Source organism: Pseudomonas sp. M30-35, assembly GCF_002163625.1.
Lineage (GTDB): Bacteria > Pseudomonadota > Gammaproteobacteria > Pseudomonadales > Pseudomonadaceae > Aquipseudomonas.
In genome coordinates this window covers 837,788-855,112 of sequence record NZ_CP020892.1, presented here as the reverse complement: position 1 = coordinate 855,112, position 17,325 = coordinate 837,788, and the positions used below count along the sequence as shown (strand labels likewise).

The 17,325-nt window shown below is 54.1% G+C and carries 19 protein-coding genes; 11 read left to right on the top strand and 8 right to left on the bottom strand.

Annotated features, from left to right (window positions below; genetic code table 11):
* Window positions 1-51 precede the first annotated feature (51 nt).
* Window positions 52-1,347 carry an alpha/beta fold hydrolase gene (locus B9K09_RS03975; RefSeq protein WP_087515605.1) on the top strand — a complete coding sequence of 432 codons (1,296 nt, stop codon included), beginning with the start codon at window positions 52-54 and terminating at the stop codon, window positions 1,345-1,347.
* On the opposite strand, the gene B9K09_RS03970 is transcribed toward B9K09_RS03975, so the two are convergent.
* Entirely contained in the window at window positions 1,280-2,128 is an 849-nt protein-coding gene (locus B9K09_RS03970) for a class I SAM-dependent methyltransferase (protein ID WP_177408631.1), read from the bottom strand. The genes B9K09_RS03975 and B9K09_RS03970 overlap by 68 nt on opposite strands.
* A 64-nt stretch (window positions 2,129-2,192) precedes the next feature.
* Here B9K09_RS03970 and B9K09_RS03965 point away from each other — a divergent pair, with 64 nt between their 5' ends.
* Together B9K09_RS03965 and B9K09_RS03960 are read left to right on the top strand one after the other, a co-directional pair.
* Window positions 2,193-2,909, top strand: a complete 717-nt coding sequence (locus tag B9K09_RS03965) for a DNA-3-methyladenine glycosylase (protein ID WP_087515604.1) — start codon at window positions 2,193-2,195, stop codon at window positions 2,907-2,909.
* Window positions 2,906-4,222, top strand: a complete 1,317-nt coding sequence (locus B9K09_RS03960; RefSeq protein ID WP_087515603.1) for a bifunctional DedA family/phosphatase PAP2 family protein — start codon at window positions 2,906-2,908, stop codon at window positions 4,220-4,222. Before B9K09_RS03965 ends, B9K09_RS03960 begins: the two co-directional genes overlap by 4 nt.
* Before the next feature lie 42 nt (window positions 4,223-4,264).
* On the opposite strand, the gene B9K09_RS03955 is transcribed toward B9K09_RS03960, so the two are convergent.
* From B9K09_RS03955 to B9K09_RS03945, 3 genes are read right to left on the bottom strand one after another with little or no spacing between them, the layout of a single operon-like run.
* On the bottom strand, window positions 4,265-4,855 hold the full coding sequence (locus B9K09_RS03955; protein WP_087515602.1) for an LON peptidase substrate-binding domain-containing protein: 591 nt from the start codon (window positions 4,853-4,855) through the stop codon (window positions 4,265-4,267).
* A 10-nt stretch (window positions 4,856-4,865) separates the two neighbouring features.
* Window positions 4,866-5,582, bottom strand: coding sequence for an LrgB family protein (locus B9K09_RS03950; RefSeq protein WP_087515601.1), 717 nt, complete (start codon window positions 5,580-5,582; stop codon window positions 4,866-4,868).
* Window positions 5,579-5,941, bottom strand: coding sequence for a CidA/LrgA family protein (locus B9K09_RS03945; protein WP_087515600.1), 363 nt, complete (start codon window positions 5,939-5,941; stop codon window positions 5,579-5,581). The genes B9K09_RS03950 and B9K09_RS03945 overlap by 4 nt, the downstream gene beginning before the upstream one ends.
* Before the next feature lie 241 nt (window positions 5,942-6,182).
* Here B9K09_RS03945 and B9K09_RS03940 point away from each other — a divergent pair, with 241 nt between their 5' ends.
* The 6 genes from B9K09_RS03940 to B9K09_RS03915 all read left to right on the top strand — a co-directional run bounded on the left by B9K09_RS03940 (window position 6,183) and on the right by B9K09_RS03915 (window position 10,592).
* Entirely contained in the window at window positions 6,183-6,638 is a 456-nt protein-coding gene (locus B9K09_RS03940) for a MaoC family dehydratase (RefSeq protein ID WP_087515599.1), read from the top strand.
* A 145-nt stretch (window positions 6,639-6,783) separates the two neighbouring features.
* The gene (locus tag B9K09_RS03935) at window positions 6,784-8,490 is read left to right on the top strand and encodes a C13 family peptidase (RefSeq protein ID WP_087515598.1); all 1,707 of its coding nucleotides are present in this window, start codon (window positions 6,784-6,786) and stop codon (window positions 8,488-8,490) included.
* A gap of 116 nt (window positions 8,491-8,606) precedes the next feature.
* Window positions 8,607-9,248, top strand: coding sequence for an oxidoreductase (locus B9K09_RS03930; protein ID WP_087515597.1), 642 nt, complete (start codon window positions 8,607-8,609; stop codon window positions 9,246-9,248).
* An 18-nt stretch (window positions 9,249-9,266) separates the two neighbouring features.
* Window positions 9,267-9,617 carry a DUF5629 family protein gene (locus B9K09_RS03925; RefSeq protein ID WP_087515596.1) on the top strand — a complete coding sequence of 117 codons (351 nt, stop codon included), beginning with the start codon at window positions 9,267-9,269 and terminating at the stop codon, window positions 9,615-9,617.
* 19 nt (window positions 9,618-9,636) lie between these two features.
* Window positions 9,637-10,248, top strand: a complete 612-nt coding sequence (locus tag B9K09_RS03920; RefSeq protein WP_087515595.1) for a class I SAM-dependent methyltransferase — start codon at window positions 9,637-9,639, stop codon at window positions 10,246-10,248.
* Window positions 10,249-10,322: 74 nt separating this feature from the next.
* On the top strand, window positions 10,323-10,592 hold the full coding sequence (locus B9K09_RS03915) for a peptide methionine sulfoxide reductase (RefSeq protein WP_087515594.1): 270 nt from the start codon (window positions 10,323-10,325) through the stop codon (window positions 10,590-10,592).
* On the opposite strand, the gene B9K09_RS03910 is transcribed toward B9K09_RS03915, so the two are convergent.
* The 3 genes from B9K09_RS03910 to mpl are packed head-to-tail and all read right to left on the bottom strand — an operon-like array spanning window position 10,589 to window position 12,868.
* Window positions 10,589-10,888, bottom strand: a complete 300-nt coding sequence (locus B9K09_RS03910) for a YceK/YidQ family lipoprotein (RefSeq protein WP_087515593.1) — start codon at window positions 10,886-10,888, stop codon at window positions 10,589-10,591. The two genes, B9K09_RS03915 and B9K09_RS03910, sit on opposite strands and share 4 nt — an antisense overlap.
* Window positions 10,881-11,513, bottom strand: a complete 633-nt coding sequence (gene ubiX / locus B9K09_RS03905; RefSeq protein ID WP_087515592.1) for a flavin prenyltransferase UbiX — start codon at window positions 11,511-11,513, stop codon at window positions 10,881-10,883. The genes B9K09_RS03910 and ubiX overlap by 8 nt, the downstream gene beginning before the upstream one ends.
* A gap of 2 nt (window positions 11,514-11,515) precedes the next feature.
* Window positions 11,516-12,868, bottom strand: a complete 1,353-nt coding sequence (gene mpl, locus B9K09_RS03900) for a UDP-N-acetylmuramate:L-alanyl-gamma-D-glutamyl-meso-diaminopimelate ligase (protein WP_087515591.1) — start codon at window positions 12,866-12,868, stop codon at window positions 11,516-11,518.
* Window positions 12,869-13,234: 366 nt separating this feature from the next.
* Between mpl and B9K09_RS03895 the strand changes: the two genes are divergently transcribed.
* Window positions 13,235-14,755: an aldehyde dehydrogenase family protein gene (locus tag B9K09_RS03895; RefSeq protein WP_087515590.1), complete on the top strand. Its 1,521-nt coding sequence runs from the start codon at window positions 13,235-13,237 to the stop codon at window positions 14,753-14,755.
* Between the two features lie 239 nt (window positions 14,756-14,994).
* The gene (locus B9K09_RS03890; RefSeq protein WP_087515589.1) at window positions 14,995-15,450 is read left to right on the top strand and encodes an N-acetyltransferase; all 456 of its coding nucleotides are present in this window, start codon (window positions 14,995-14,997) and stop codon (window positions 15,448-15,450) included.
* A gap of 67 nt (window positions 15,451-15,517) precedes the next feature.
* Here B9K09_RS03890 and B9K09_RS03885 read toward each other — a convergent pair whose 3' ends face one another.
* A complete protein-coding gene (locus B9K09_RS03885; protein ID WP_177408630.1) occupies window positions 15,518-17,116 on the bottom strand; it encodes a protein kinase in 1,599 nt (532 codons plus the stop codon).
* Window positions 17,117-17,325 lie beyond the last annotated feature (209 nt).

Here is a 17,325-nt window from a genome sequence, read left to right as displayed (position 1 = left end):
TGACATGGCAAGGGCTGAAGAGAGACGGTTTACCGTCGGAGCCATTGATCTATGCGCTATCAAACCGACTACCACCCGACGCAACTGAATAATAGTCATGAGACGCTGATGATCGGCCCTTGGCGTCTGCATTACTTAGCGTACTCAACCTACAGTGATGACCCACGCCACCCTGTGTTATTAATTGGCGGGGCATTTCAGGGTTTCCGCTCGTTCAGTCACGAAGTCGGCGAGCTGCTGGTCGATCATCCCGTCATTCTGCTCGACTTGCCCAGCCAAGGCGGTAATTTGCAGCCAGCCGGCGAGCTGAACCTGGAGGATTTGGCTGATCTGATCGCGAGATTTATCGGCGAACTGAATTTACCTGCCGTCATGCCGATCGGCCTTTCCTATGGCTCGGCGCTCGCCGCATTGTTTGCCTGCCGCCACCCAACCAAGTGTTACCGCTTACTCCTTTCGGGTATCGCAGCATTCGGCAGACCTGGCGCACGACTACTGCTTGAGGAAAGTCTACATGCCCTAGAGCAGGGCAATATTGGCTACTTTGCACAAGGCGTTATCAGCGGTTTGATAAACCCCTTACGCACCCAACAAACCGGAATATCCCCAACCTTTCAAAAGGCCATGCTGCGCCAGCTACAACGGTTATCAAGCTCAGAAATGCAGCGTTACCAACAAAACAGCCAGCGCTTGCTCGACTTCAAAGGTTTTGATTCGCACCCTCAATGCCCAACATTGATTCTCGCCGGCGAGTACGACCATTTCACCCAGCCATGGGAACATGCTCACTTTGCTGCAGCCTGCGCGGACGCAGAGTTCGCAATCATTCACAAAGCCGATCACCTTGCACAGATAGAGCGCCGCCCAAGTTGCAGCCAGCTTTACATACCCTTTCTACGCAGCATGCCGCTACCCACGCACTGCGCAGGCGTCATGCGCGTCGAGAGCCATGCACTTTTACAGTTAGAGCGTCGCCAGGAAGCACGCAAAGCGCCTGCGCACCCTCAAGCTCGCCTGCAAAATATTGATGGCAGCACATGCCACGCGGAGATTATTGAGCTGGGATTTTTTGGCGGCACGCTGTACACCGAGAATATTCAGAGCTTGCCCGTTCGTGGCTGGCAGCTGTCAATCCAGGAGCTTGAGCCACTGGACGTTTTATTTTTTCACCAGTCGGCTGAGAGCAGCGCATTTATTTTCACCCACGGCGATGCACCCGCCAGCCAAGCACTCGCCAACTACCTGCAACGAGCTCACGCACATCAGAATCGTCGAGCCCTCACATACGGGCATGAACGACTCGCACCAAGCCTGGTACAGTCGGTACTGGCAATCCCAAGTCTGTAGCCCGTAGACTGGGGTCAACCACCTCAACACCAGCAAAACCACAGGCTTTAAAGCCTGCATCAATAGCGTCGGCATTGGCGTAATGCAGGTAATACTCACCACGGGTTAACTTCCCGACCAAATCGACACCCCAGCGGATTTGCCGATAACGCGGGTGAGCCTCCAGCTCCGGGTATAAATCAGTGACATAGCTTGCAACAGGGAAGGGTTTTAGCTGGACGGCCAAACGTGTCCAAAATAACTCTATCTGTTTGCGCGGGAAGTAATTGACCAGCCCCTCAGTTATCACCAAAACCGGTTCATTTTGATTCAGCTGGGCAAATGCGCTGGCAAGACTGCTGGGGCCGCTCTCGGCAAACACATCGATCGAGACGACCCGATGCTGATCATTGAGCCAACCATTGTCCGCCAGCAACTGACGCTTACGTTCGGCCATGGCAGGCAAATCTGCTTCTAAATAGCAAAGTTGTGGATAACGTTGAGTGAAGCGGTGCCCTCTTGGCGAAAGCCCACAAGCGATTTCCACCACCTGACGAACCCCAGAAGACTCAATAGCACGGTGTAAACCTGCATCAATTTGCAAATGACGCAGCAACAACATGCTTTCAAGATCGAGATCAAAAAACTGTCTGCCCGCCCACATAACAGGTCGTAAGACACCATGTGAAAACTGTCCAAAAGTGCTGATAAAGGCGGCATCCGACAACCCGCGCCGATACCAGACATACGCGGTAAAATGCGCGCTAGGGCTTATGTGGCTATGAAGAACTCGTTCAGACATGCTTAAGGCTCGTCTTGTTATTATCCAAGCCAGCCTATGCCCTACTACCAAACAGCGACAGACCATGCATGACAAACCCGTCTTTAGCACTGCAAGTTCGTCACCTAACATGCTGAGCGATGATTTCTTTAATCGCGATGCACGGGTGCTGGCCCGCGACCTGCTTGGCAAAGTTATCCGCCATCGCCAAGGCGACCTCTGGCTGTCTGCGCGCATTATCGAAACTGAAGCCTATTACTGCGCTGAAAAAGGCAGCCATGCCTCCCTCGGCTATACCGACAAACGTCGCGCATTGTTTCTCGATGGCGGGCACATCTACATGTATTACGCGCGCGGTGGGGACTCTTTGAACTTCAGCGCCCAAGGGCCAGGAAATGCTGTTTTGATTAAATCTGGTTTCCCTTGGCTGGATGAGGTATCTAGGGAACCAAGCCTGCAGCGCATGCAACGCAATAACCCAGACAACCAAGGACTGCCGCGCGCGCTTGAGAAGCTCTGTGCAGGGCAAACCCTGCTCTGTAAGGCGCTCGGTCTGAAAGTTCCAGATTGGGATGCACAACGCTTTGACCCGCTGCGATTATTTGTCGAGGATGTCGGCGACTACCCACAGCACATTATTCAAACGACTCGCCTTGGCATTCCTCATGGCCGGGATGAACAGTTGCCTTATCGCTTTGTAGACGCGGCCCATGCACACCATTGCACGCGCAATCCTCTGCGCCGTGGGCAGCTAGAAGGCCGTGATTTTTATCGACTTGATCGCCAGGAAGCACACCGATGAGCCAATGGATTGACCCCTTAACTAACTGGCTATCCAGCAATCCGCAGTGGTTGGCCGCTGCCGTACTTTTAATCGCTTTGACCGAATGCTTGGCGATTGTCGGGCTGATCGTCCCCGGAACGTTTTTACTGTTCGCAGTATCAGCGCTGGCGGGCAGTTCGTCATTGAGCCTCGGCGAGACCTTGCTACTGGCCTATTGTGGCGGCCTGCTGGGTGATGCATTGTCATATGCACTTGGCCGTTTTTTCCATGAAGATATCCGCCGTCTGCCCGGGTTGCGACAGAAAGCGCATTGGCTTACCCACGCAGAAAATTATTTTCAACGTTACGGCATCGCCAGCTTGTTAGTGGGTCGCTTCATCGGGCCGCTGCGCCCCATGCTGCCCATGATTGCCGGAATGCTGAACATGCCACTGCCACGCTTTATTGTGGTCAGTCTGATCGCAGCGGCTGGCTGGGCGGTCGCCTATATACTGCCCGGCTGGGCCACAGGTGCGGCGTTACGCCTGCCTTTACCCCCTGGCTTCTGGACGGAGGCGGCAATTGTCGCAGCAACCATTGGTTTATTTTTGCTGGTTGCGGCGCAAAGCAACTTACGCGATCAACGCCACGCGAGCCTTTACACCGCTGGCATCGGGCTCATTGCATTAATCGCCATGTTCATTGGTTGGCCACATTTGACTGAGCTGGATCAAGGCTTAATGGCGCTGATTCAAGAGCAGCGCAGCAGCCATGCAGACCTCTTTGCCCAGAGCGTCACCCATTTGGGTGACTTCACCACACAGCTAGCGGTCGGCGCATTGTTATGTTTGTTATTGATAGCAGCCAAGCAATGGCGTTCAGCGTTATTCAGCTCAATGACACTGCTCGGCACCGCATTTAGCAATCACGCGCTGAAATTGACGTTTGCTCGCCAGCGACCAGACGTGCTGGCCGAGCCTCTTAGTAGCTTTAGTTTTCCAAGCGGGCACAGCTCAGCAGCCTTTGCATTTTTCTTAGTACTCGGTGTCCTGGCCGGACGCGGACAACCGGCGCGACTGCGTTTGACCTGGCTGATAATGGCCTGCATACCGGCACTAATGATCGCCTGCTCGCGGGTATATCTCGGCGTGCATTGGCCGACTGATATCATTGGCGGGGCCCTATTGGCGAGCACTCTGTGTGCCGCAAGCCTGGCGGCCACGCAAAGTAAACGACCGCTGGCGGCCATGTCGTTGAAAGCGTGGTGGTTGATTCTGCCTGCCTGTACCGCATTGCTGGCTGGCATTTCAATTTGGCAATTTTCAAGCCATGCCCTGCAATACCGCTACTAAGGAGGCAACGCCTCAGAGCTGCAGATAACCATCAAACTGTCGCTAGGCGTTGAGTTCATCTTGCAGCTGATCAAGCACCTCTTGTAGCAGCTCCAGTCGCTCCAGCGGCTGATCAATGCCCAACAGCTGAATTTTCTGCTCTGGCTCAAGCGGCAATAAATAAGCCAACTGGTTGGCCAGGTCAGCCTGACCATTGGCCTGGCCTTCCATACCCAGTGCCTCGACCATAGGATGCACCGCCAGCGCATGCAGCAATGCATTGAGATCGGCGTGCTCTTCCAGCAATGGCTGCTCAGGTACCTCATCCAACCACGTGATATCGGCCATGGTCAGTTGATCAGCCAATAGCTGTGCACGCTCAACACGAAAACGACGCCCACCTTGAACACGAATACCGAGTAAACCGTTCGGTTGCTGCTGGAAATCGCGAACCAGGGCCTCGCAGCCTATGGCAGAGAACTGCCCGGCAGCTTCGCCGCTTTCATTACCTTCAATGATGCACACCACACCAAAGCCTTCGCCCTGCTTCATGCAGCGACTGATCATATCGAGATAGCGCGCTTCAAAAATTTGTAAATCCAACAAACAGCCAGGGAACAACACCGTATTTAACGGAAACAATGGCAGGTGCACAGCAACCTCCTTACCTCAGTAACACAATAGCCAACGGCAACAGCACGGCCGTCAACATCCCCATCAAACTCATCGCTAATGCAGCAAACGCGCCACACTCTTCACTTTCTTGCATCGCCCGCGATGTACCCACCGCATGCGCGGTGATACCCAATGCAAGCCCAACCGCTGCGTGGTGGCGAACGCCAAACAGACGCAACAATGACGGCCCAAGAATGGCGCCCACAACACCGGTCAGCATTACAAATACTGCAGCTAGCGCAGCAATTCCGCCAATTTCGTCGGCCACCAGCATAGCAATCGGCGATGTCACTGACTTAGGCGCAATACTCATCAACATCAGCGGCTCAGCCCCGAACAACCACGCAATGCCGATACCTAAACACGTGGCAACCAAGCCACCCAGCAGCAAAGTCGTCACGGTTGGCCAGAATAGCTGGCGGATTCTGCGCAAATTCAGAAACAACGGCACCGCCAGGGCAACAGTGGTTGGACCGAGGAATAAAGTCATTGATTCAACACTAAGCTTGTACTCGGCATAGCTCAGGCCACAGACAAGCAACACCGCGATGACGATAACCATCGATACCAATACCGGCTGCAAAAAGACCCAACGGGTTTTCTCATAGCCAAACATCGCCAACTGATATGCACCTAGCGTGATGCCTACGCCAAACAACGGATGATGAGTGACTGCTTGCCATGCCGCGAACCAATCTAGCGTCATACATCACCCTGCTTGCGCACTTGACGGTCGATCAGCTTCTGCATCAGCCAACCAGCGAATACCAGCGAAAGCACCAACGAAAGCACCAATGCCCCCACCACTGCCCAGAAATCCGCAGCAATGTCAGTGGCGTACGCCATTACCCCAACAGCGGGCGGGACGAGAATCAGTGGCAGATATTTAAGCAAGCTGCTCGCGGCTTCGCGCAGCGGCGCATCAACCTCGCCACGAAACAGTAAAAAGACAAACAGCAACATCATGCCAATAATCGGCCCCGGCAAAATCGGGAAAAATAGAACATTCAGTGCTGTGCCCAATAGTTGGCACAGCACCAGCCAGGAAAGGCCGCGCAGCAGCATTGTGAATCTCCGCAAGATATTGAGCATGACGGCGCATTAAACAATCCGCGCACGCATCAGGTATTTGGAAGTGCGCATTGCACTCCAGTAGATCACGCCATTATAGGCTGCCTATGGGCTCGGCTATAACCCACCATTCAAAAAGCAACATCGTCCTTGACCCTGCAATCGGGTCATGGTGATCTAAGCCAATGAGGCAATACACATAAAAAAACAAAACCCGTCTCCCCAAGGAGGGAATATGCCGCAGGTGAAAATTGAAGAGCTAAAGAGCTTCATCGGTAAAGAACTTGGTCGGTCACAATGGTTGACCATTGATCAGCAACGTATCAATGAGTTCGCAAACTGCACGGGTGACCATCAATTCATCCACGTAGACCCAGAGAAGGCCAAGCACACCCCATTTGGCTCAACCATCGCTCACGGTTTCTTGTCTCTATCGCTGATCCCGATGTTGATGGAAGACATCATGATTGTCCCTGAAGGCCTAAAAATGGCCATCAACTATGGCTTCGACAGCGTACGTTTTATCCAGCCAGTCAAAGTCGACTCCAAGGTTCGCCTGGCCGCCACCCTACTTGATGCCACTGAGAAGAATCCAGGCCAGTGGTTGCTCAAAGTCAGTGCCGTTCTTGAAATCGAAGGCTCTGACAAACCTGCATACGTCTCCGAATTACTGACGCTGTGCTTCGTTTAACCTGAGCGTTGATGGCGGCAGGCCGCGCACGCCTGTTGCCATCGTTCCCCCCCTGACTTTACTCACTCGCCCCCAGCAAAACCCGCCCTTCCTAACACCTTGCTTTGTTGCATACTTCAACTCTGTATTTATGGGGATGTTTCCTATGCGCTGTTTCCTCAAGGTGGCACCTATGGCCCTTGGGCTAGTACTGACAGCCTGTGGTGAGGGTGAGTCGCTGCTACCTGCAAATGCCACATTACCTGACGGTTCACATTACCGTGGCCAAGTTATCAACGGCTTGCTGCAAGGACCCGGACGCCTCGATTTTGTCGGCGGAGGTTGGTATCAGGGTGACTTTAAAGACGGGCAAATGAGCGGTGCAGGTGAGCTCAGTAAAAGCAACGGCGAGCACTACATCGGCGGTTTCAAGCATGGCCGTTATCATGGACAGGGCAAACTGACTCATCCAGACGGCAGTCACTATGAAGGCGGCTTTATCGAAGGGTTGTACGCGGGCGAAGGCACCCTGAAAAACAACGCAATGGTCTATCGAGGCCAGTTCAAAAAAGGTCAATTCAGCGGTTTAGGCACACTTGAGAATGTTGACAAGAGCCGTTATCACGGCCTGTTCCGCGCCGGCCAAGCAAATGGCCAAGGTGTGCGCACCGATGAATACGGCAACCAATTCAGCGGGATCTTTAGCAACGGCTTGCTCAATGGCCTTGGCAGTTTTAAAAGCAGTGATAGCGACCTGTATATCGGCAGTTTCAGCAAAGACCAGTTCAATGGCGACGGCCGCTACCAAAGCGCTGAGGGAGATTCCTGGTCAGGGGAATTCCACGACGGGGCGCTGACTGGTGATGGCGAATTCAAGGGGGCTGACGGCAGCCATTATCTGGGGCAGTTCAGTGACTGGTCATACAACGGCCAAGGCCGCTTGAGCCAAGCTGATGGCAGCACCTACGAAGGTCGCTTTATCTACGGTGAATACAGTGGCCAAGGCACCCTCACACAGGCTGATGGCAGCAAAACATCCGGAATATGGCTAAACAGCAAATTGATTCGCGACGATCAAGGTCAAGCCCTTCCAGACCCGCTTGAGATCGGCTTACTCGAACAAGGACACTTGCTAGAAAGCGCAATAAAAGCGCTACCTGAATCGACACCTGACCAAGAAATTTATGCCCTTACGGTCGCTGGCGACGGCAAGCAAAGCGTCTTCATGCGTGAAGCAGATTTCGTCAACGACTTACTGCTACAACGCTTTTCCGCACGCGGCACAATAACCCTGATCAACCACCGCGATCACCTTAATGATCGTCCAATGGCAACGCGTGAGAGCATCCGCCGCGCCATCGAAGGCCTCGCCCAACGCACGGGGCCAGAAGACCTGGTGTTCATCTACTTGACCAGTCATGGCTCGCGCAATCACGAGCTGAATCTGGATGTGCCACGTATCCAGTTCGCCGACTTACCGGCCAGTGAGCTTGCCGCACTGCTCAAACCCTTGGCGGCTCGCGACAAGGTCATCGTCATCTCTGCCTGCTACTCCGGCGGTTTTATCCCAGAACTGAAAAACCAGCAAACCCTGCTGATGACGGCTTCACGCGCTGATCGCGTATCTTTTGGATGCTCCGACGACAATGACTTCACCTATTTTGGCCGTGCGCTGTTTGCCAATGCGTTGAGCCAGACAGATGACCTTGAACGAGCATTCAAACAAGCCAGAACAGAAGTCAGTCAACGCGAAAAGGAACAAGGCTTTGCCCCATCAGAGCCGCAAATCTGGGCCCCCGAACACGTTATCAAACACTGGCGAGCGTTGCGTGCTGAGCAAGCAAAGCGCGCATTGATGATAAAAAGCAGTTAAGTCACCGGCATATGAGCCATCGACAAAATGATAACTAGATGCAGATTTTTTGCGTATCCCGCAATAGTTCGCCACGGCCTGATAAGCTGATATGTATCAGCGGAGAAACAACGACTATGTATTTGACCCCTCAACACATCCTGCTTGCCGGCGCGACAGGCCTTACTGGCGAACATTTGCTCGACAGGCTGCTCAATGAGCCAACCGTCAAAAGGCTCCTCGCTCCGACTCGCCGTGCACTGGCAGAACACGCTCACTTAGAAAACCCAGTGGGCGAGTTACTGGATGTATTGCCGCAACTCAGCGGTCAGGTCGATACCGCCTTTTGCTGCTTGGGCACAACGATCAAGCAGGCGGGCTCGAAAGAAGCATTCCGCGCGGTCGATCACGACTTGGTTTTAGCATTCGCCCAGCGTGCCCGTGAGCTGGGGGCGCGTCACTTACTGGTGGTCAGTGCGCTCGGCGCAGATGCAAACTCATCAGTGTTTTACAATCAAGTCAAAGGCCAGACCGAAGAAGCGCTGAAACAACAAGGCTGGCCGCAGTTGACCATCGCCCGCCCTTCTCTACTGATTGGCCCGCGTGCGGAGTTCCGTCTGGGGGAGCGTTTGATGACCCCTCTGTCACGCTTACTCCCAGGCAAATATCACGGTATTGAAACCACGGTTCTGGCGCGTGCCTTATGGCGACTGGCACTTGAGGAAGATGATGGCACTCGTATCATTGAGTCAGACCAACTGCGCCGATTAGGCCGCTAACCCCGAGATAAGCTGATTATGAGCACTACTCACAACAGTCTGATTGAAGCCCTGGTTGATGCCGACATGCTTGAAATTGACGGCCTTTACGCTTGGCAGTTCAGCCTCGACAAAGAACTTCTTGCGCAAGTTAGTGCCGGTTCGGCAGGTAACGACAGCCAAGCCAAGCCACTGCTTAGCATGGAGTGCATTGACGGTCGTGATCGCCGCCACTGGCAGTTCACGTTGGGCCAGGTAAGCGCCGCCAGCTATGACAACAGCAACGAATGCTGGACTATCGCCGGACCTGAGCAATCACATAGCCTGAAATGCTTTGCCGCCATCAGTGGCAACAATGATGAGAGTGAAGAGCCAGAAGACCCGGCCTGACCGTTAACGAGGCATACTGATGAACCTGTATGAACGCTTTGTATTGCCTCGCTTAATTGATTTTGCCTGCGGCATGGGCGAAGTCATGAAGGCTCGCTCAAAAATTGTCCCGCAGGCGTGTGGCAGAGTGCTTGAGATCGGTATCGGCAGTGGTCTTAACCTAGAGTTTTATGACCCGAACAAGGTCAGCGTGGTGATTGGCGTTGACCCTTCGGCAGAGATGCAAAAGCTCGCGCGTGAACGTGCCGCAAAAACCCCTATTGCAGTTGAAATGATCGCCCTCGAACTCGGCCAGATTAAAGCTGAGGACGCCAGCTTCGACAGCATCGTTTGCACCTTCACGTTATGCACGATTGTCGATGCCGTTGCCGCACTAAAAGAAATGCGCCGGGTGCTTAAACCGCATGGAAGGCTGCTGTTTTGCGAGCACGGCCTAGCGCCTGACGCAGCGGTGGTACGCTGGCAGAACAGGCTGACGCCCATCTGGAAGCCACTGGCTGGCGGCTGCCATCTGAATCGCGACATACCTGCACTGATTCAAGCAGGGGGCTTTACCGTTCGCCAACTGGACACGCGTTATTTGCAGGGCCCCAAAGCCATGACTTACGTCTATTCTGGCTGGGCTGACTAACAACCCCGAAAGAACAACTGCAATAGCTCAGCCTGTGAATTGTTGCAGCCTGATCAAAGTGCTGGAAGCCATTCATGGAAGATCAACGCAGCAAGCTGATCAATAAAATCCCACTAGGTACCAGCAAGGCCAAAGCGTTCGGCCGCACTTACAGTATTAGCCGCAGCGACTTCAATACAGGTAAAAGCATCAAGGTTTATGCCGAAGAGCTGGGCGGGACGGACTTTATAAGCTTCAACTACTACATAACGGAAAACACAGCGCTGCTCAAACCTTGCGAGATGCCGCAGGATAAAGTGATGAGTTTCTTGCGAGAGTTTGAATTGATTACCCAGAGCAGCTAAAGACCGCCGCTGACATTAAGCGTCCCACCCAACGCGGTAATTAACGACAACGGCAACAGCAGCGTATCCAGCAGCGCACTGAATGGCAGGTCGAGGCCCGGTAACGCCGGTGCTTCTGCGCCATAGCGGTCAACCGGGCAACAACCACCGTTCAGCACATACCAATCAAGCCGTGTTCCGGCATACACCACAGGGGCATCGGCTTTAGCCGCATCAAGGGTACGCACACTTGCGCAGCCACTGGTTACGGACAGTAATGCAAGCCATATCAGGATGCCCGCATAAGGTTTAGTCATCGCGACTAACGTGATGATGTTCGCCCCAGCGCGGCAACATATCTTGCGGTACGCCAAGACAATTGAGGATTCGTGCGACGACAAAGTCGATCAAATCATCAATGGTTTGCGGCTGGTGATAAAAACCGGGCGCTGCCGGCAAAATGATTGCCCCCATGTTCGACAGCTTCAGCATGTTTTCCAGATGAATGCTTGAGAACGGAGCCTCACGCGGTACCAAAATCAGCTGCCTACGCTCCTTGAGGGTGACATCTGCCGCCCGTTCAATCAGATTGTTACAGGCGCCAGTGGCAATCGCAGAAAGTGTGCCGGTCGAACAAGGTACAACCACCATTGCGCTCGGCGAACCAGAGCCTGAGGCCACGGGCGACATCCAGTCCTCCTTGCCGTAAACCCGAATCTGATCAGGCGCAGCCCCGGTGTACTCACACAAAAACGTCTGCATCGCTTGCGGTTTGGCAGGCAAGGTGACATCCGTTTCAGTGGCCATTACCAGTTGCGCGGCCTTGGAGATCAGAAAGTGCACCTCACGCTCTTCCTGCACCAAGCAATCAAGCAGGCGCAGGCCATATTGGGCGCCAGAAGCGCCTGTCATCGCCAAGGTAACTCGTTCCGGGCCCTGCATACTCATGCCTCCAGCGCCTTAGCTAATTTACCGTGTAGGCCGCCGAAGCCACCATTGCTCATCACCACGATTTGCGTACCGGGCTCAGCCTGCGCTTTAACCCCTGCAATAATCGCCTCGAGCGAATCACACACGGTAGTTGGCACCGTGGATGAAGCCACGACAGCAGCCAGATCCCAGCCGAGGTTGGCAGGCGCATACCAATACACCTGATCCGCCTGATGCACAGAACCCGGCAAGCCATCTCGGTGGGCGCCTAGCTTCATCGAGTTGGAACGCGGCTCAATCACTGCAATCAGCTTGGCTGGCCCAATTTGTTTGCGCAAGCCATCAAGCGTTGTGGCAATCGCAGTCGGGTGATGCGCGAAGTCATCATAGATGGTCACACCATTGACCTCTGCGACCTTTTCCATACGCCGCTTGGCATTCTTGAACAGGCACAGGGCTTCAGTACCCAGCGCAGGAACAACACCGACATGCCGCGCAGCTGCAAGCACAGCCAATGCGTTGGCGACGTTGTGCTGCCCGGTTAGCGACCAGTCGACAATACCCTCAACGCGGCCGTCAAACAGCACCTCAAAACGCGCGCCATCATCACTCAGTAATCGCGCCTGCCACTGGCCATCAACGCCGGTAGTTTGAACTGGCGTCCAGCACCCCATCTCAACCACACGTTTAAGCGCAGTCTCGGCAGCCGGATGGATTACCAGACCTTGGCTTGGAATGGTGCGGACCAAATGGTGGAACTGGCGCTCAATCGATGCCAGATCAGGGAAGATATCCGCATGGTCAAACTCAAGGTTATTCAGAATCGCGGTGCGTGGACGGTAATGCACAAACTTCGAGCGCTTGTCGAAAAACGCACTGTCATACTCATCCGCCTCAATGACGAAAAACGGGGTGTCGCCCAAACGCGCTGAAATGCCAAAGTTCTGCGGCACACCGCCAATCAAAAAACCTGGGCTCAGGCCAGCATGTTCAAGCACCCACGCCAACATACTGCTGCTGGTGGTTTTACCGTGAGTACCGGCAACGGCCAGCACCCAGCGGTCTTGCAGCACGTGGTCGGCCAGCCATTGCGGGCCGCTAACGTATGGCAAGCCTTTATTGAGCACGTATTCAACTGCCGGGTTACCGCGCGACATGGCGTTGCCAATCACCACTAAATCAGGAGCGGGATCCAACTGTTCGGGGTCATAACCCTGCGTCAGCACAATGCCCTGAGCTTCAAGCTGAGTGCTCATTGGCGGATAGACATTGGCATCGGAACCGGTGACATGGTGACCCAGCTCCTTGGCCAGAACCGCCATTGAGCCCATGAACGTGCCGCAAATACCGAGAATGTGGATATGCATGAAAAACCTAAACCTCAAAAAACGGACCGCATCAGCCCGACAAAATCTCGCCGCAGATTAGCACAGCAGCGCCCTGCTCGGCCGCAAAAGGCGCTGCAGTCCCGAGCATACAAACACAGCGCCAGCGTGCAGTGAAACCTAAGGGCACAACTGGACTCCAACACGCTACAGGATCGCAAATTCGCGCAGGGCGATAAGCGCCAGAGCGACTAATCTCTATCTAACCTGCGCGCAGAAGCAAACTGTGCGCCGAGCATAGTCCAATGTCTTCGGCTAGCCCGTACCCCTAGATTGATCATGTGATGCACATGAGCTGCCACCGCTGTCCTTAATGTGCATCACCTCAACACAAGAGAGGCCCGCATCATGATTTACGCCAAACCCGGAACTCCAGGCTCAGTCGTTTCATTCAAGACGCGTTACGGCAACTTTATTGGGGGCGAGTTTGTTGCCCCAGTTGATGGCGAATACTTCTCCAACACCAGCCCAATTGACGCATCGGTAATTGCTGAATTTCCGCGCTCACGCGCAGCGGACATTGAGCGTGCGTTGGATGCAGCCCACGGCGCTGCCGATGCCTGGGGCAAAACCTCAGCGCAGGCACGCGCCTTGATACTGCTGAAAATTGCTGACCGTATCGAAGAAAATCTTGAGCTACTGGCTGTCACCGAAACCTGGGACAACGGCAAAGCCGTACGTGAAACGCTAAACGCCGACGTACCGCTGGCAGCCGACCATTTTCGTTACTTTGCCGGCTGCATCCGCGCACAAGAAGGCAGCGCCGCAGAAATTGACGAACACACCGCGGCCTATCATTTCCATGAACCATTGGGCGTCGTCGGCCAGATCATTCCCTGGAATTTTCCACTGTTGATGGCGGCCTGGAAACTCGCCCCCGCGCTGGCGGCTGGTAACTGTGTAATCCTCAAACCGGCAGAGCAAACACCGCTATCGATCACCGTATTTGCCGAACTGGTGGGTGACTTATTACCCCCTGGCGTGCTGAACATTGTTCAGGGCTATGGCCGTGAAGCAGGAGAAGCGCTGGCCACCAGCAAACGGATCGCCAAAATTGCCTTCACCGGCTCAACCCCTATCGGCTCACACATCCTCAAGTGCGCTGCCGAAAACATTATCCCGTCGACCGTGGAACTGGGTGGAAAATCACCCAACGTATTCTTCGAAGACATCATGCAGGCCGAGCCTGAGTTCATCGAAAAAGCTGCCGAAGGGTTGGTACTGGCATTTTTCAACCAAGGCGAAGTCTGCACCTGTCCGTCACGGGCCTTGGTGCAGGAGTCAATCTACGAGCCATTCATGCTCGAAGTAATGAAGAAGATCAAACAGATAAAACGGGGCAACCCGCTGGATACCGAGACAATGGTCGGCGCGCAAGCGTCGGAGCAACAGTACGATAAAATACTTAGCTACCTCGAAATCGCCCAGCAAGAAGGTGCCGAGTTGCTGACCGGAGGCGCAAGAGAAACGCTCGAGGGCGATCTGTCGAACGGTTATTACATCCAACCGACACTGCTTAAAGGCACCAATAAAATGCGCGTCTTCCAGGAGGAAATCTTTGGCCCAGTGGTTGGCGTGACCACATTTAAAGATGAGGCAGAGGCATTAGCCATCGCCAACGACACCGAGTTTGGTTTAGGCGCTGGTCTTTGGACCCGTGACATTAACCGTGCTTACCGCATGGGACGGGCGATTAAAGCCGGTCGCGTCTGGACCAACTGCTATCACCTTTACCCCGCGCATGCCGCTTTTGGCGGTTATAAAAAGTCCGGCGTCGGCCGCGAAACACACAAGATGATGCTTGATCATTATCAGCAAACCAAAAACCTGCTGATCAGTTACGACATCAACCCGCTCGGCTTCTTCTGATATTCCAACCCCGTAGGCAGGCCACATGCAATGTGTAGCCTGCCTCCTGCAACCCGGTAGTCGTTGCGGCTGCCAGAGCAAATCAAACGCTCGCTTGGATTGCGCTTTCAAATTTTTTTAGGCAGCATCAAATCAATTAATGGCATAACTCATGCTTCATTACTCAGACCAAATCTCTGGTAATGACTGCTGCTTGAGCGACTTTACGCCTGCTCAAAAACTGATATCGAGGGCCCGCAATGCGTATTGTTCAAGCCACGCTGGAACACTTGGATTTGTTGACTCCTTTGTTCGTTAAATACCGTGAGTTCTACGGCGAACTGTCCTTCCCGGACTCATCGCGAGCATTTCTGGAAAAGCGCCTGCGCCGTAAGGAGTCAACCATTTACCTGGCTCTGGCAGATGATGAGGACAAGCTGCTGGGTTTCTGCCAGCTGTACCCGAGCTACTCCTCGTTAGCCCTGAAACGTGTCTGGATTCTCAACGATATTTACGTTGCCGAAGACGCACGTCGCCAACTGGTTGCCGACCGCCTCATCCAAACCGCCAAGAAAATGGCCAAAGATACCAATGCCGTGCGCATGCGCGTGTCGACCAGCAGCGATAACGAAGTGGCGCAAAAGGTTTACGAATCAATTGGCTTCGTCGTTGATGAGCAATTCAAAAACTACGTGCTGCCAATCAATTCGGACTAAATCACTGCAGTTGCTGTGGCCTGCACAGTTTCCAGCCCTAATGAAGTGGCTCGACCATTTCAGCGCATCAATGGGCAAGGCTTACCAGCAGGCCGATGCCCAACTGCAACAGTAAAATAGCGACCACCCAGACGCGCCATCTGGAGACTTTATTGTCGTGCCGACTGCTGCCGAAGCTGTGCTGGAGCGGTTGTTCCAAGGCCTGTTGAAACTCTGATAGCGCATCAAATCGCGACGCAGCTTGTGGCGCCAAGGCCCTTGCCAGTACGCCATCCCAGCCATTGGGTAGACGCCGATTAAAATTTTCCAACGGCACATAACGACTATATGAACTGGCTTCGGGTCGTGCGACCTCAGGCCACTGCCCGCACAACAGCCAGTAGGCTAATGCTGCCAGCGCAAACTGATCGGCACGGCCATCCACACTCCCTTCAGCCGTTCGCAACTCCGGAGCCAACGGAACAGCCTCGGCAGGCAAGGCTTGTCGCGGCGCCCCTGGAATCAGCACGGCCTGCTCTACAAATAACAACACCTGACCAGACTCGCTAATCAAAATGTTGCGCGGGCTTAACAACAACCCTTGCATACCACGGCGCTGCAGGGCGCGCACTGCACCTATTGCCTGCTTGATTATCGACATGACCGTGTGCAGCGCTAACGGGCCACGCGCCGCAGCCCAGTCGGCCAGACTGCGCATATCCATCGGCGGAGATTCAAACAACGAGAAGGCGTGCTCGCGAGGCGTGTAGGCTGACATGACTTGAGGCAAACCCGACACTCGGCTGCCACGCACGGCCCACTCTCGCTGCCAGAAAACATCATCGGCGGGCCACTCAGACAACCATAAAAGCGCACAACGCCCCGCGGCATCAAGCGCTCTGAATACACGCCCTGGCGGCCCAAATGAACAGCTACTGATTAGTGTCCAGCCATCTATTTGCATGCCTGCAACAGCATTCTTCACCACCGGCCATGACTCGGTACTTGGGTGACTGTTGAGCGTATTCGAGTCACCTAGCAAAAGCAGAACCCCCGCACTTGGGGCATGCAAAAGTGGCTCAAGCAACGCCTGTAACTCGGTTGCACACTGGGTTTGACGGGCGTGGCGGTATGCATTTAGATCAGCAACGCCCAATAACGGCTGTGGCGCCATTAGCAGCAGTTCGCCAGCATTTAGCGGCAAACTATGCTGAACCAGCGCCAGCTCGGCTCGCTCACCAATCTGCATACCATCACGACCAACCAAGGTATGGATAGTATCGTTCTGGTAACGCAGCAGACCTATTGAACCCGCCTGCAGGAACTGCAGGTCATCCTCTTGAAGCAATAACAGGCCGACATTGAGCTCTGCTATTTGACGCCCAGTTTGTTTGCGCCGAAATAACTGTTGATTCAGGGCCGCCAGAACCTGCCGCGCCGCTTGAGCCTCGCTCCAACTTTGCGGAGTGCAGCGGTAGTCGGCAAACAACGCATCAAGGTAATGTTCAATGGTTTGCACCACTTCAGCGCACTCGCGCGCCCAAAGTAATGCCACCATCAAAACGGGCGGACGCCCTTTACGCCCTGCCACCCACATCGCTCTGACTCGCGCGGCTTGGCGCGGCAAGTCTATTCCATGACCCAATACTACTGTGGCTGCCGGGTGCTCCATGCGCTCTGTAGGCATTTCAAACCCTCCCTCGCGAACGATGAATTGGTTACCCGAAATGCCTGTGCACTCTTTGTGCCGTTTTGCCCTTGGCTTACCGCCCATAAAACCGCTGGATTTAAGCTATCGCCAGTGAATAAGCACCGCTTGCATAGTTTTACCGACACGATAGTTTTAACGTCACCATAGCTTCACCAACAACTTTGTTTTACCGACAACATCGTTCT

What these genes read in the sequence shown, in the direction of transcription:
- B9K09_RS03940 (WP_087515599.1), top strand. Translation starts at nt 6,183, where the DNA reads ATGCCGCAGGTGAAAATTGAAGAGCTAAAGAGCTTCATCGGTAAAGAA.
- B9K09_RS03930 (WP_087515597.1), top strand. Translation starts at nt 8,607, where the DNA reads ATGTATTTGACCCCTCAACACATCCTGCTTGCCGGCGCGACAGGCCTT.
- B9K09_RS03970 (WP_177408631.1), bottom strand. Translation starts at nt 2,128, where the DNA reads ATGTCTGAACGAGTTCTTCATAGCCACATAAGCCCTAGCGCGCATTTT.
- B9K09_RS03945 (WP_087515600.1), bottom strand. Translation starts at nt 5,941, where the DNA reads ATGCTGCTGCGCGGCCTTTCCTGGCTGGTGCTGTGCCAACTATTGGGC.
- B9K09_RS03950 (WP_087515601.1), bottom strand. Translation starts at nt 5,582, where the DNA reads ATGACGCTAGATTGGTTCGCGGCATGGCAAGCAGTCACTCATCATCCG.
- B9K09_RS03975 (WP_087515605.1), top strand. Translation starts at nt 52, where the DNA reads ATGCGCTATCAAACCGACTACCACCCGACGCAACTGAATAATAGTCAT.
- B9K09_RS03915 (WP_087515594.1), top strand. Translation starts at nt 10,323, where the DNA reads ATGGAAGATCAACGCAGCAAGCTGATCAATAAAATCCCACTAGGTACC.
- B9K09_RS03960 (WP_087515603.1), top strand. Translation starts at nt 2,906, where the DNA reads ATGAGCCAATGGATTGACCCCTTAACTAACTGGCTATCCAGCAATCCG.
- ubiX (WP_087515592.1), bottom strand. Translation starts at nt 11,513, where the DNA reads ATGCAGGGCCCGGAACGAGTTACCTTGGCGATGACAGGCGCTTCTGGC.
- B9K09_RS03920 (WP_087515595.1), top strand. Translation starts at nt 9,637, where the DNA reads ATGAACCTGTATGAACGCTTTGTATTGCCTCGCTTAATTGATTTTGCC.
- B9K09_RS03890 (WP_087515589.1), top strand. Translation starts at nt 14,995, where the DNA reads ATGCGTATTGTTCAAGCCACGCTGGAACACTTGGATTTGTTGACTCCT.
- B9K09_RS03925 (WP_087515596.1), top strand. Translation starts at nt 9,267, where the DNA reads ATGAGCACTACTCACAACAGTCTGATTGAAGCCCTGGTTGATGCCGAC.
- mpl (WP_087515591.1), bottom strand. Translation starts at nt 12,868, where the DNA reads ATGCATATCCACATTCTCGGTATTTGCGGCACGTTCATGGGCTCAATG.
- B9K09_RS03895 (WP_087515590.1), top strand. Translation starts at nt 13,235, where the DNA reads ATGATTTACGCCAAACCCGGAACTCCAGGCTCAGTCGTTTCATTCAAG.
- B9K09_RS03885 (WP_177408630.1), bottom strand. Translation starts at nt 17,116, where the DNA reads ATGCCTACAGAGCGCATGGAGCACCCGGCAGCCACAGTAGTATTGGGT.
- B9K09_RS03935 (WP_087515598.1), top strand. Translation starts at nt 6,784, where the DNA reads ATGCGCTGTTTCCTCAAGGTGGCACCTATGGCCCTTGGGCTAGTACTG.
- B9K09_RS03910 (WP_087515593.1), bottom strand. Translation starts at nt 10,888, where the DNA reads ATGACTAAACCTTATGCGGGCATCCTGATATGGCTTGCATTACTGTCC.
- B9K09_RS03965 (WP_087515604.1), top strand. Translation starts at nt 2,193, where the DNA reads ATGCATGACAAACCCGTCTTTAGCACTGCAAGTTCGTCACCTAACATG.